Origin of the sequence: Pseudomonas sp. OE 28.3 (genome assembly GCF_014268205.2) — a bacterium.
GTDB lineage: Bacteria > Pseudomonadota > Gammaproteobacteria > Pseudomonadales > Pseudomonadaceae > Aquipseudomonas > Aquipseudomonas edaphica.
In genome coordinates, this window is record NZ_CP077082.1 from 330,519 (window position 1) to 343,991 (window position 13,473).

Here is a 13,473-nt window from a genome sequence, read left to right on the forward strand (position 1 = left end):
TGACTACAAGGTCAATAAAATGACCTTACCCTTTAAATGCTGGGGTTATAGCGCTGTGACTGGTCGATCAGCCAATCTCTAAACGCGTGCAGCGACGCAGATTCGACTTTTCTTTCGGGAATCATCAGGTAGTAAGCCTTTGTGCTGCTCAGCGCTTCGAGGCTTGCGATCACCAGATGCTTCTCCTCCAGCTCGCGCTGGATGAGGAAAGGCGGAATCAGCGCGATCCCCATGTCATGCATGGCTGCCTGCGACAACATCGAGAATAGCTCGTAACGCGGGCCTGTCATGTCGCGAGGTATGTTCAGTTGTTGCGCGCTGAACCACTGGCGCCAGGCATATGGCCGAGTGGTTTGTTGCAGCAGTGGCAGTTGGGCGATCTCTTCCGGGCTGAAGTGGGCACGGCTGCCCAGTAAGCGCGGACTGCACACGGGAACGGGGTTTTCGCCCATCAGTCGGTGGGATTCGGTGCCTGACCAATCGGCATCGCCAAAGTAGATGGCGGCGTCGAACTCGGTGTCGGCAAACAGAAAAGGGCGCGTGCGGTTGGTGAGGTTGACCGTGACTTCCGGGTGTTGGTGCTGGAAGTCCTTGAGCCGTGGGATCAGCCATTGGGTGCCGAACGTTGGCACCACTGCCAGCTCGATGACATTCGCACCTTGCTGCCCCATGACCGACAAGGTATCGCGCTCTACGGCGTCCAGTTGCATGGCAACGCGACGGCTATACGACAGCCCCGCTTCCGTCAGCTTGACGCCCCGCCGTGAGCGTCGAAATAGCTCGACACTCAAAAACTCCTCCAGACTGGCGATCTGTCGACAGATGGCGCCTTGAGTGAGTGAAAGCTCGTGCGCCGCCTTGGTAAAGCTCTCGTGGCGGGCCGCTGCTTCAAAGCTGACCAGGGCGGTGGTGCTGGGAATTTTTCTGCGCATATACGTTGTACTCACTCATAAAGCGCATTTGTGCGCTTCTAGCTCATTACGAAGTGAGAAATTAGCACAACCCTATGCATAAACCTCGTTTGCCCTCTGCGGTTGCTAGGCCTAGGCTGCATCCACGACTTCTGTTTTCTTCCCCGAGGACTTATTCATGGCTGGCAAGGCAAGCTTCAACTGGATCGATCCGCTGTTGCTGGATCAACAGCTCACCGAAGAAGAGCGCATGGTGCGCGACAGTGCTGAGCAATTCGCCCAGGACAAGCTGGCGCCGCGTGTGCTCGAAGCCTTTCGCCATGAAAAGACCGACCCTGCGATTTTTCGCGAGATGGGTGAAACCGGCCTGCTGGGCGCGATGATCCCTGAGCAGTACGGCGGCAGTGGCCTGAACTACGTGAGCTACGGGCTGATTGCCCGTGAGGTGGAGCGTGTCGACTCCGGTTATCGCTCAATGATGAGTGTGCAGTCGTCATTGGTGATGGTGCCGATCAACGAATTTGGCACCGAGGCGCAAAAGCAGAAGTACCTGCCAAAGCTGGCATCGGGCGAGTGGATCGGCTGTTTCGGCCTGACCGAGCCTAACCACGGTTCTGACCCGGGTGCGATGATTACCCGTGCACGTAAGGTCGATGGCGGCTACAGCCTGACCGGCGCCAAGATGTGGATCACCAACAGCCCGATCGCCGATGTGTTTGTGGTGTGGGGTAAGGACGATGCGGGTGATATCCGTGGTTTTGTCCTGGAGAAGGGGTGGAAGGGGCTGAGCGCTCCGGCGATTCACGGCAAGGTCGGCCTGCGGGCTTCGATTACCGGTGAGATCGTCATGGATAACGTGTTTGTACCCGAGGAGAACATCTTCCCGGATGTGCGCGGCCTGAAGGGGCCTTTCACTTGTCTTAACTCGGCACGCTATGGCATTTCCTGGGGGGCGCTGGGGGCTGCCGAGTTTTGCTGGCATACCGCTCGTCAGTACACCCTGGACCGTCAGCAGTTTGGGCGGCCCTTGGCGGCTACCCAACTGATCCAGAAGAAGCTGGCAGATATGCAGACCGAAATCACCCTGGCCTTGCAAGGCTGCCTGCGTTTGGGGCGCATGAAGGATGAAGGGACGGCGGCGGTTGAGATCACGTCGATCATGAAGCGCAACTCGTGTGGCAAGTCCCTGGATATCGCGCGCATGGCGCGGGACATGTTGGGCGGCAACGGTATTTCGGATGAGTTCGGGGTGGCGCGTCACCTGGTCAACCTGGAGGTGGTCAATACCTATGAGGGCACCCATGACGTGCACGCCTTGATTCTTGGGCGCGCGCAGACCGGTCTTCAAGCGTTCTATTAATAGGAGAACGGCATGGGTGCGCTTTCACATCTGCGGGTATTGGATTTGTCACGAGTGCTGGCCGGCCCGTGGTCCGGACAGATCCTTGCAGACCTTGGGGCCGAGGTGATCAAGGTTGAGCGGCCGGGCAGTGGCGATGATACGCGGGCATGGGGGCCGCCCTTCCTTAAAGACGCCTATGGCGAGAACACCAGTGAGGCGGCGTATTACCTGTCGGCCAACCGTAACAAGGAGTCGGTGACCATCGACTTCACGCGCCCGGAGGGGCAGAAGTTGGTGCGCGACCTGGCGGCCAAGTCCGATATCCTGATCGAGAACTTCAAGGTGGGTGGTCTGGCGGCGTATGGGCTGGACTATGAATCGCTCAAGGAAATCAATCCAGAGTTGATCTATTGCTCGATCACAGGCTTCGGCCAGACGGGGCCTTATGCGACGCGTGCAGGCTACGACTTTATGATCCAGGGGCTGGGTGGGCTTATGAGCCTGACCGGTCGGCCCGAGGGTGATGAGGGAGCTGGGCCGGTAAAGGTGGGCGTGGCGTTGACGGATATCCTGACGGGGCTGTACTCGACCGTGGCGATCCTGGCGGCGCTGGCTCATCGGGATCATGACGGCGGTGGGCAGCATATCGACATGGCGTTGCTGGATGTGCAGGTGGCGTGCCTGGCCAATCAGGCGATGAATTACCTGACGACGGGTACTGCGCCCAAGCGCCTGGGCAATGCTCACCCCAATATTGTGCCTTACCAGGACTTTCCCACGGCTGATGGCGACTTCATTCTGACGGTGGGTAATGACGGACAGTTTCGCAAGTTTGCTGAGGTGGCCGGGCAGCCGCAGTGGGCGGATGATCCGCGCTTCGCGACTAACAAGGTGCGGGTGGCTAACCGTGCGGAGCTGATTCCGCTGATTCGCCAGGCCACAGTGTTCAAGACGACGGCTGAGTGGGTGTCGCAGTTGGAGCAAGTAGGCGTGCCGTGTGGGCCGATCAATGATCTGGCGCAAGTGTTTGCCGACCCGCAGGTCAAGGCGCGTGGGTTGGCGATGGCGTTGCCGCATGCATTGGCGGGGATGGTGCCTCAGGTCGCCAGTCCGATGCGGTTGTCCAAGACACCGGTGGAATATCGTAATGCGCCTCCTCTATTGGGCGAGCATACGGTGCAGGTGCTGCAGGGGGTGTTGGGTCTGGATTCGGCGAATGTGGCTGCGCTGAAGGCTGCGGGCGTTATCTGAAGCTGCTCTTCTATATAAGTAGTTTGATCAAAGAGCGTTGGCCTGGTTGTTTTTTGATCAATTCTAACTTATTGATAGAGGCGCTAAATTAAGTGTTGACGGCAGATTCTAGAAGTCTATAATTCGCCCCACTTCCGGCGCGGTCGAAACGGAAAACTCCTTGGTAAACAATGAGTTACGAAGTTTTCGGCAGCAAGTTGCTTCAGTTCATCGAAGCCAAAAGGAAGTTGAAAAAGAGGTGTTGACAGCAGCGTGTAACGCTGTAGAATTCGCCTCCCGCTAACGAGAGATCGTAAGCGCAAGTGGTTGAAGTTGTTGAAGAATTCTTCGAAAGCTTCTGAAAATAATCACTTGACAGCAAATGAGGCTGCTGTAGAATGCGCGCCTCGGTTGAGACGAAAGATCTTAACCAACCGCTCTTTAACAACTGAATCAAGCAATTCGTGTGGGTGCTTGTGGAGTCAGACTGATAGTCAACAAGATTATCAGCATCACAAGTTACTCCGCGAGAAATCAAAGATGTAACCAACGATTGCTGAGCCAAGTTTAGGGTTTCTTAAAAACCCAAAGATGTTTGAACTGAAGAGTTTGATCATGGCTCAGATTGAACGCTGGCGGCAGGCCTAACACATGCAAGTCGAGCGGTAGAGAGAAGCTTGCTTCTCTTGAGAGCGGCGGACGGGTGAGTAATGCCTAGGAATCTGCCTGGTAGTGGGGGATAACGTTCGGAAACGGACGCTAATACCGCATACGTCCTACGGGAGAAAGCAGGGGACCTTCGGGCCTTGCGCTATCAGATGAGCCTAGGTCGGATTAGCTAGTTGGTGAGGTAATGGCTCACCAAGGCGACGATCCGTAACTGGTCTGAGAGGATGATCAGTCACACTGGAACTGAGACACGGTCCAGACTCCTACGGGAGGCAGCAGTGGGGAATATTGGACAATGGGCGAAAGCCTGATCCAGCCATGCCGCGTGTGTGAAGAAGGTCTTCGGATTGTAAAGCACTTTAAGTTGGGAGGAAGGGCAGTAAATTAATACTTTGCTGTTTTGACGTTACCGACAGAATAAGCACCGGCTAACTCTGTGCCAGCAGCCGCGGTAATACAGAGGGTGCAAGCGTTAATCGGAATTACTGGGCGTAAAGCGCGCGTAGGTGGTTTGTTAAGTTGGATGTGAAATCCCCGGGCTCAACCTGGGAACTGCATTCAAAACTGACTGACTAGAGTATGGTAGAGGGTGGTGGAATTTCCTGTGTAGCGGTGAAATGCGTAGATATAGGAAGGAACACCAGTGGCGAAGGCGACCACCTGGACTAATACTGACACTGAGGTGCGAAAGCGTGGGGAGCAAACAGGATTAGATACCCTGGTAGTCCACGCCGTAAACGATGTCAACTAGCCGTTGGAAGCCTTGAGCTTTTAGTGGCGCAGCTAACGCATTAAGTTGACCGCCTGGGGAGTACGGCCGCAAGGTTAAAACTCAAATGAATTGACGGGGGCCCGCACAAGCGGTGGAGCATGTGGTTTAATTCGAAGCAACGCGAAGAACCTTACCAGGCCTTGACATCCAATGAACTTTCTAGAGATAGATTGGTGCCTTCGGGAACATTGAGACAGGTGCTGCATGGCTGTCGTCAGCTCGTGTCGTGAGATGTTGGGTTAAGTCCCGTAACGAGCGCAACCCTTGTCCTTAGTTACCAGCACGTCATGGTGGGCACTCTAAGGAGACTGCCGGTGACAAACCGGAGGAAGGTGGGGATGACGTCAAGTCATCATGGCCCTTACGGCCTGGGCTACACACGTGCTACAATGGTCGGTACAGAGGGTTGCCAAGCCGCGAGGTGGAGCTAATCCCACAAAACCGATCGTAGTCCGGATCGCAGTCTGCAACTCGACTGCGTGAAGTCGGAATCGCTAGTAATCGCGAATCAGAATGTCGCGGTGAATACGTTCCCGGGCCTTGTACACACCGCCCGTCACACCATGGGAGTGGGTTGCACCAGAAGTAGCTAGTCTAACCTTCGGGAGGACGGTTACCACGGTGTGATTCATGACTGGGGTGAAGTCGTAACAAGGTAGCCGTAGGGGAACCTGCGGCTGGATCACCTCCTTAATCGACGACATCAGCTGCTCCATAAGTTCCCACACGAATTGCTTGATTCATTGAAGAAGACGATAGAAGCAGCTTTAAGCTCCAAGCTGATAGCTCTTAGCTAATCAGTGACGCTCGAAATTGGGTCTGTAGCTCAGTTGGTTAGAGCGCACCCCTGATAAGGGTGAGGTCGGCAGTTCGAATCTGCCCAGACCCACCAATTTTGTTATGGGGCCATAGCTCAGCTGGGAGAGCGCCTGCCTTGCACGCAGGAGGTCAACGGTTCGATCCCGTTTGGCTCCACCATTAACTGCTTCTGCTGTTAGAGTTTAGAAATGAATATTCTGAAGTGAATATTGATTTCTAGTCTTTGATTAGATCGTTCTTTAAAAATTTGGGTATGTGATAGAAAGATAGACTGAACGTTACTTTCACTGGTAACGGATCAGGCTAAGGTAAAATTTGTGAGTTCTCTTAGTTGAGAAATTCGAATTTTCGGCGAATGTTGTCTTCACAGTATAACCAGATTGCTTGGGGTTATATGGTCAAGTGAAGAAGCGCATACGGTGGATGCCTTGGCAGTCAGAGGCGATGAAAGACGTGGTAGCCTGCGAAAAGCTTCGGGGAGTCGGCAAACAGACTTTGATCCGGAGATGTCTGAATGGGGGAACCCAGCCATCATAAGATGGTTATCTTACGCTGAATACATAGGCGTAAGAGGCGAACCAGGGGAACTGAAACATCTAAGTACCCTGAGGAAAAGAAATCAACCGAGATTCCCTTAGTAGTGGCGAGCGAACGGGGACTAGCCCTTAAGTGGCTTTGAGATTAGCGGAACGCTCTGGAAAGTGCGGCCATAGTGGGTGATAGCCCTGTACGCGAAAATCTCTTAGTCATGAAATCGAGTAGGACGGAGCACGAGAAACTTTGTCTGAATATGGGGGGACCATCCTCCAAGGCTAAATACTACTGACTGACCGATAGTGAACTAGTACCGTGAGGGAAAGGCGAAAAGAACCCCGGAGAGGGGAGTGAAATAGATCCTGAAACCGTATGCGTACAAGCAGTGGGAGCAGACTTTGTTCTGTGACTGCGTACCTTTTGTATAATGGGTCAGCGACTTATTTTCAGTGGCGAGCTTAACCGAATAGGGGAGGCGTAGCGAAAGCGAGTCTTAATAGGGCGTCTAGTCGCTGGGAATAGACCCGAAACCGGGCGATCTATCCATGGGCAGGTTGAAGGTTGGGTAACACTAACTGGAGGACCGAACCGACTACCGTTGAAAAGTTAGCGGATGACCTGTGGATCGGAGTGAAAGGCTAATCAAGCTCGGAGATAGCTGGTTCTCCTCGAAAGCTATTTAGGTAGCGCCTCATGTATCACTGTAGGGGGTAGAGCACTGTTTCGGCTAGGGGGTCATCCCGACTTACCAAACCGATGCAAACTCCGAATACCTACAAGTGCCGAGCATGGGAGACACACGGCGGGTGCTAACGTCCGTCGTGAAAAGGGAAACAACCCAGACCGTCAGCTAAGGTCCCAAAGTTATGGTTAAGTGGGAAACGATGTGGGAAGGCTTAGACAGCTAGGAGGTTGGCTTAGAAGCAGCCACCCTTTAAAGAAAGCGTAATAGCTCACTAGTCGAGTCGGCCTGCGCGGAAGATGTAACGGGGCTCAAACCATACACCGAAGCTACGGGTATCACGTAAGTGATGCGGTAGAGGAGCGTTCTGTAAGCCTGTGAAGGTGAGTTGAGAAGCTTGCTGGAGGTATCAGAAGTGCGAATGCTGACATGAGTAACGACAATGGGTGTGAAAAACACCCACGCCGAAAGACCAAGGTTTCCTGCGCAACGTTAATCGACGCAGGGTTAGTCGGTCCCTAAGGCGAGGCTGAAAAGCGTAGTCGATGGAAAACAGGTTAATATTCCTGTACTTCTGGTTATTGCGATGGAGGGACGGAGAAGGCTAGGCCAGCTTGGCGTTGGTTGTCCAAGTTTAAGGTGGTAGGCTGGAATCTTAGGTAAATCCGGGATTCTAAGGCCGAGAGCTGATGACGAGTTAACTTTTAGTTAACGAAGTGGTTGATGCCATGCTTCCAAGAAAAGCTTCTAAGCTTCAGGTAACCAGGAACCGTACCCCAAACCGACACAGGTGGTTGGGTAGAGAATACCAAGGCGCTTGAGAGAACTCGGGTGAAGGAACTAGGCAAAATGGCACCGTAACTTCGGGAGAAGGTGCGCCGGTGAGGGTGAAGGACTTGCTCCGTAAGCTCATGCCGGTCGAAGATACCAGGCCGCTGCGACTGTTTATTAAAAACACAGCACTCTGCAAACACGAAAGTGGACGTATAGGGTGTGACGCCTGCCCGGTGCCGGAAGGTTAATTGATGGGGTTAGCTAACGCGAAGCTCTTGATCGAAGCCCCGGTAAACGGCGGCCGTAACTATAACGGTCCTAAGGTAGCGAAATTCCTTGTCGGGTAAGTTCCGACCTGCACGAATGGCGTAACGATGGCGGCGCTGTCTCCACCCGAGACTCAGTGAAATTGAAATCGCTGTGAAGATGCAGTGTATCCGCGGCTAGACGGAAAGACCCCGTGAACCTTTACTATAGCTTTGCACTGGACTTTGAATTTGCTTGTGTAGGATAGGTGGGAGGCTTTGAAGCGTGGACGCCAGTCTGCGTGGAGCCAACCTTGAAATACCACCCTGGCAACTTTGAGGTTCTAACTCAGGTCCGTTATCCGGATCGAGGACAGTGTATGGTGGGTAGTTTGACTGGGGCGGTCTCCTCCTAAAGAGTAACGGAGGAGTACGAAGGTGCGCTCAGACCGGTCGGAAATCGGTCGTAGAGTATAAAGGCAAAAGCGCGCTTGACTGCGAGACAGACACGTCGAGCAGGTACGAAAGTAGGTCTTAGTGATCCGGTGGTTCTGTATGGAAGGGCCATCGCTCAACGGATAAAAGGTACTCCGGGGATAACAGGCTGATACCGCCCAAGAGTTCATATCGACGGCGGTGTTTGGCACCTCGATGTCGGCTCATCACATCCTGGGGCTGAAGCCGGTCCCAAGGGTATGGCTGTTCGCCATTTAAAGTGGTACGCGAGCTGGGTTTAGAACGTCGTGAGACAGTTCGGTCCCTATCTGCCGTGGACGTTTGAGATTTGAGAGGGGCTGCTCCTAGTACGAGAGGACCGGAGTGGACGAACCTCTGGTGTTCCGGTTGTCACGCCAGTGGCATTGCCGGGTAGCTATGTTCGGAATAGATAACCGCTGAAAGCATCTAAGCGGGAAACTAGCCTCAAGATGAGATCTCACTGGGACCTTGAGTCCCCTGAAGGGCCGTCGAAGACTACGACGTTGATAGGTTGGGTGTGTAAGCGCTGTGAGGCGTTGAGCTAACCAATACTAATTGCCCGTGAGGCTTGACCATATAACACCCAAGCAATTTGACTACTCGAAAGAGCATCAGATTGCGGTGTGTGAAGACGAGATGAACCGAAAGTTCGACGCTCACAAAACACCGAAAGCTGTCACATACCCAATTTGCTGAAGCGAAGCCATTTGGCTACGACTCAGTACCCGAATTTCTTGACGACCATAGAGCATTGGAACCACCTGATCCCATCCCGAACTCAGTAGTGAAACGATGCATCGCCGATGGTAGTGTGGGGTTTCCCCATGTGAGAGTAGGTCATCGTCAAGATTAAATTCCGAAACCCCTGATTGCTAACGCAATCAGGGGTTTTGTTTATGTAGAAGTCCATGAATTTCACCGGCACGTTGCAAGCGCAACGGGCTGGTACACAGAATTTCTTGACGACCATAGAGCATTGGAACCACCTGATCCCATCCCGAACTCAGCAGTGAAACGATGCATCGCCGATGGTAGTGTGGGGTTTCCCCATGTGAGAGTAGGTCATCGTCAAGATTAAATTCCAAAACCCCTGTCTGCTAACGCAGACAGGGGTTTTGTCGTTTAGGGGGGATGATAATGCCCCGGCTGCAGATCGCCCACATATACGTCTGGGCCGGACAAAGGCAACCTGACGACACCCACAAAAAAGCCGGCACCAGGAATCAGGCGCCGGCTTGTTAGAAGCTTTAACGGATCAGAACTGATAGCTGACCGCCGCACTGACATTACGCTCTTCACCCAGATAGCAAAAGTTCAGGCTGGCACAGGACGCCACATAACTCTCATTGGTCAGGTTGTTGGCATTGAGCCTTACATCCACACCCATCAAGCCCACTTTGCCCAAGTCGTATCCTCCTGAAGCGTCAAACAACGTATGGTAGGAGGAGTCTGGTGAGTCGTTGAGAAAGCGCACAGTCATGATCAAGGTCCGTAGAGGCCGGTCAAGGCAGATAAAGAGGCTTACTGTCTAAGCCGTACTCACGGAAAAAAGCCGCCAACAAAAACTGAAAAAGTCAGGCCAGGCGTTCCAGGCTCACCCACCAACGTGTGCGATAGCGCACTTGAACTGGCAGTGTTTGCGCAACGATCGTCAGCAACTTGTCGGTGTCGTCCAAGCGGAAAACCCCTGATAGCCGCAAGTCGCCGATATCCGCCGCACAGCCCAGGTAACCCTGACGGTAGCGCTCCACATCCGACACCAAGTCAGCCTGGCGCATGTCTCGCGTCACAATCAGCCCATCGGCCGTCTGCGGTGAATGGATGGCCACATTGCCGCTGACCACGCTCAAGCGTGTGCACTCGCTGTCTTGGCTAACGGTAAAACGCCCATCGATGCCTTCGAGCAAGCCGTGGCGAGTGTGTACCAGCAAAGGTGCTGACGATAGCGAACCGCAGGTCACCTGGATTTCCCCGCGCACCAATGTGATCAGGCGCTGTTGCGGATTGAAGGTGAGGTACACCGTACTGTCGGAGTTGAGTTGCAGGCGTGTGCCGTCCGGTAATTGCACGCTGCGCCGCTCGCCGGTGGCGGTTGCGAAATCGGAGGTCCAGCGCTGCCAGCCGGTCATGTCCCGGCTTATCCACGCCGCGGACCCCACCAACACCACACTCGACAACACCTTCAGTGCCCGTCGTCGGCCCAAGCCTTGTGCGACGTTTTCCAGTGCCGCATGCGCCCCAGGAATCGCCGCCCTTGCCCAAGCGACTGCGCAGACAAGTGTTGAGCCAGTTGTGGTGGGTGCTGCAAAGCGTGTGTACAACCCTTTCGCGCGCAATGTAGTCAGTAGAGGGCACTCACACAGGCCTGGCCAAGTGTCACAAATGACAATTAGTCGCATTGTCGCGAGGGCAGAAAAAATTTGCAGCGCCGAACCCTGAGCGTCTACCGCTGGTCGGTTTCCTACTCAAAATCAGGATGCTTCTCACAAATCTCTAAGATTTCTCCTGAAGTGGCCGAAAGCCTGACGAGCCATGCGTGCACCGAAATAGAGCGGCCGAAGAGTCCGCCTATCCCGTTACATGGAATGTTCCACTCGGCACGCTCACCCCCCTTTGGCAAAAGAAGTCGATGAAATGAATCTCAAGTTCAGTCATAAAATTCTACTGGCCGCGTCAGGCGTCGTGGTTCTGGCCTTCGCGCTATTTACCCTCTACAACGATTACCTGCAGCGCAGCACCATCAAACAAAACCTTGAGTCGTCCATTCAACAATCGGGCGAACTCACGGCCAGCAGCGTGCAGAACTGGCTCAGTGGCCGCATCCTGGTCCTCGAAAGCCTGGCGCAAAACGTTGCTCACCAGGGCAGCGGTGCTGACCTGCCAGGGCTGGTCGACCAGCCCGCGCTCACCTCGAACTTCCAGTTCACCTATGTCGGCCAAACCAACGGCGTATTTACGCAGCGCCCTGACGCCAAGATGCCCGACGATTACGACCCTCGTCAGCGCCCTTGGTACAAGCAGGCGGTCGCGGCCGATAAAACCATGCTCACTCCGCCTTATATGGCGGCGGTTGGCGGGCAAATCGTGACCATCGCCCTGCCGGTCAAAAAGAACGGCGAGCTGCTCGGCGTAGTCGGCGGTGACCTGAGTCTGCAAACCCTGGTGAAGATCATCAATTCGGTGGACTTCGGGGGTATTGGCCATGCGTTCCTGGTCAGCGCCGATGGCCAGGTCATCGTCAGTCCTGACCAGGACCAGGTGATGAAGAACCTCAAGGATATCTACCCTGGCACCAGCCTGCGTATCGAGAAGGTCAGCCAGGACGTTGTACTCAACGGCCAGGACCGTATTCTGTCATTTACCCCGATCAGCAGTTTGCCGGGCGCGGATTGGTACATCGGCCTGTCGATCGACAAAGACAAAGCCTACGCACCACTGAGTAAATTCCGTACATCGGCACTGATCGCCATGTTGATCGCCGTGGTGGCGATCGCTGTACTGCTCAGCCTGCTGATTCAAGTGCTGTTGCGCCCGCTGACCACTATGGGCGTGGCCATGCAGGACATCGCCCAGGGCGAAGGCGATTTGACCCGCCGCCTGGACGTGACCAGCAAAGATGAGTTCGGCGAAGTGGGCAGTGCGTTCAACCAATTCGTCGAGCGCATCCATGCCTCGATTTCCGAAGTGTCTTCGGCTACGCGTCAGGTGCACGACCTGTCACAGCGCGTCATGGCATCCTCCAACGCTTCGATCATCGGCTCGGACGAGCAAAGCGCGCGCACCAACAGCGTGGCAGCCGCCATCAACGAGCTGGGCGCCGCCACCCAGGAAATCGCCCGCAACGCAGCCGACGCATCGCAACATGCCAGCGGTGCCAGCGAGCAAGCAGATGACGGGCGCAAGGTCGTGGAGCAAACCATCCTGGCCATGTCGGAACTGTCGCAAAAGATCAGCTTGTCCTGTACGCAGATCGAAACCCTCAACGCCAGCACCGATAACATTGGGCACATCCTGGATGTGATCAAAGGCATCTCCCAGCAAACCAACTTGCTGGCGCTCAACGCGGCGATCGAGGCTGCGCGTGCCGGTGAAGCCGGGCGCGGATTTGCCGTGGTTGCCGATGAAGTGCGCAACCTGGCGCACCGTACCCAGGAATCGGCCGAAGAGATCCACAAGATGATCACTTCGCTGCAAGTGGGCTCGCGTGAAGCCGTGACCACCATGAACGCCAGCCAGGTCTCCAGCGAAGAAAGCGTTGAAGTGGCCAACCAGGCGGGTGAGCGCCTGGTCAGCGTGACGCAGCGAATCGTCGAGATCGATGGCATGAACCAATCGGTTGCGGCGGCTACCGAAGAGCAGACCGCAGTGGTTGAAACCCTCAACGTTGATATCAACCAGATCAATCTGTTGAACCAGCAAGGTGTCGTCAACCTCAACGAAACGCTCAAGGACTGCGATGCGTTGTCGCAGCAGGCCAGTCGATTGAAGCAACTGGTCGACAGCTTCAAGATCTGACCCGGCTTGGCAGGAGCGAGGCCTCTCGCTCCTGCTGATCAGTCGAACATCCGGCGCACATTCTCCAAGGCGCTATCGGCAAAAGCCTGCGCAAACTGCTCGAACGCCGCCTGCGGTGTATCAACCGGTTCGCCAATCAGCGTCCAGGTCGCCCTGGCGTGTTTGGCGCCAAGTGCTTCCACACGCATGGCGGCCCATAGCCGCGCGACCCCCAAGGTGTTGTAGAGGGTGGTCCACGTCATGCACATCGCTTCGTCGTCACGGCTGTTGAGTTGCTCAACGACGCGATGCCCATCATGGAAAAATTTGGTGCGTAATGCGCCTACGCCGGTTCCCGTCATTTCGATGTGCGACAGGGCAGGAATGAAGGCATCAAAGCCTGCAAAATTTCCCACCACACTCCACAGGCTTGCGGCATCGCACGCGACGTCAACACACGCTATCAGCGGCGCGCCATTCGGGTTACGGATCAATGTATCGGGTTGCAGCGGTTCCATAAGGAG

General features: G+C 54.9%; 5 protein-coding genes, 2 tRNA genes, 4 rRNA genes and 2 pseudogenes. 9 read left to right on the forward strand and 4 right to left on the reverse strand.

What is annotated here, in order from left to right:
• Positions 1–32: 32 nt before the first annotated feature.
• Positions 33–932 (reverse strand): LysR family transcriptional regulator, encoded by a 900-nt coding sequence (locus HU759_RS01490; RefSeq protein ID WP_017139060.1) that lies wholly within the window; start codon positions 930–932, stop codon positions 33–35.
• A gap of 157 nt (positions 933–1,089) precedes the next feature.
• On the opposite strand from HU759_RS01490, the gene HU759_RS01495 reads away from it, so the two are divergent.
• The 8 genes from HU759_RS01495 (at position 1,090) to rrf (HU759_RS01530) (ending at position 9,529) form a co-directional block, all read left to right on the forward strand.
• Positions 1,090–2,271 carry an acyl-CoA dehydrogenase gene (locus HU759_RS01495; protein ID WP_003187423.1) on the forward strand — a complete coding sequence of 394 codons (1,182 nt, stop codon included), beginning with the start codon at positions 1,090–1,092 and terminating at the stop codon, positions 2,269–2,271.
• 12 nt (positions 2,272–2,283) lie between these two features.
• Complete coding sequence (locus HU759_RS01500; RefSeq protein ID WP_186618281.1) at positions 2,284–3,504, forward strand: CaiB/BaiF CoA-transferase family protein; 1,221 nt, start codon at positions 2,284–2,286, stop codon at positions 3,502–3,504.
• 576 nt (positions 3,505–4,080) lie between these two features.
• Positions 4,081–5,617, forward strand: a 16S ribosomal RNA gene (locus HU759_RS01505).
• A gap of 122 nt (positions 5,618–5,739) precedes the next feature.
• Positions 5,740–5,816 (forward strand) — tRNA-Ile (locus tag HU759_RS01510).
• 10 nt (positions 5,817–5,826) lie between these two features.
• Positions 5,827–5,902, forward strand: a tRNA-Ala gene (locus HU759_RS01515).
• A 237-nt stretch (positions 5,903–6,139) separates the two neighbouring features.
• Positions 6,140–9,031, forward strand: a 23S ribosomal RNA gene (locus HU759_RS01520).
• Positions 9,032–9,188: 157 nt separating this feature from the next.
• Positions 9,189–9,304 (forward strand): 5S ribosomal RNA (gene rrf, locus HU759_RS01525).
• A gap of 109 nt (positions 9,305–9,413) precedes the next feature.
• A 5S ribosomal RNA gene (gene rrf, locus HU759_RS01530) occupies positions 9,414–9,529 on the forward strand.
• The 16S, 23S and 5S rRNA genes sit together here with 2 tRNA genes alongside, the layout of an rRNA operon.
• Before the next feature lie 181 nt (positions 9,530–9,710).
• Here the strand turns inward: rrf (HU759_RS01530) and HU759_RS01535 are convergent.
• A pseudogene (locus HU759_RS01535) lies at positions 9,711–9,893 on the reverse strand (hypothetical protein); the annotation flags it as partial.
• A gap of 136 nt (positions 9,894–10,029) precedes the next feature.
• Positions 10,030–10,704: pseudogene (locus HU759_RS01540) on the reverse strand (FecR domain-containing protein); the annotation flags it as partial.
• A 385-nt stretch (positions 10,705–11,089) separates the two neighbouring features.
• On the opposite strand from HU759_RS01540, the gene HU759_RS01545 reads away from it, so the two are divergent.
• Positions 11,090–12,970: a methyl-accepting chemotaxis protein gene (locus tag HU759_RS01545; protein WP_186618459.1), complete on the forward strand. Its 1,881-nt coding sequence runs from the start codon at positions 11,090–11,092 to the stop codon at positions 12,968–12,970.
• 38 nt (positions 12,971–13,008) lie between these two features.
• On the opposite strand, the gene HU759_RS01550 is transcribed toward HU759_RS01545, so the two are convergent.
• The gene (locus HU759_RS01550) at positions 13,009–13,467 is read right to left on the reverse strand and encodes an SRPBCC family protein (protein ID WP_017134437.1); all 459 of its coding nucleotides are present in this window, start codon (positions 13,465–13,467) and stop codon (positions 13,009–13,011) included.
• Positions 13,468–13,473 lie beyond the last annotated feature (6 nt).

Bases quoted from the DNA above. Each gene is read 5' to 3' on its own strand.
- HU759_RS01490 (WP_017139060.1), bottom strand. From the start codon at position 932: ATGCGCAGAAAAATTCCCAGCACCACCGCCCTGGTCAGCTTTGAAGCA.
- HU759_RS01500 (WP_186618281.1), top strand. From the start codon at position 2,284: ATGGGTGCGCTTTCACATCTGCGGGTATTGGATTTGTCACGAGTGCTG.
- HU759_RS01495 (WP_003187423.1), top strand. From the start codon at position 1,090: ATGGCTGGCAAGGCAAGCTTCAACTGGATCGATCCGCTGTTGCTGGAT.
- HU759_RS01545 (WP_186618459.1), top strand. From the start codon at position 11,090: ATGAATCTCAAGTTCAGTCATAAAATTCTACTGGCCGCGTCAGGCGTC.
- HU759_RS01550 (WP_017134437.1), bottom strand. From the start codon at position 13,467: ATGGAACCGCTGCAACCCGATACATTGATCCGTAACCCGAATGGCGCG.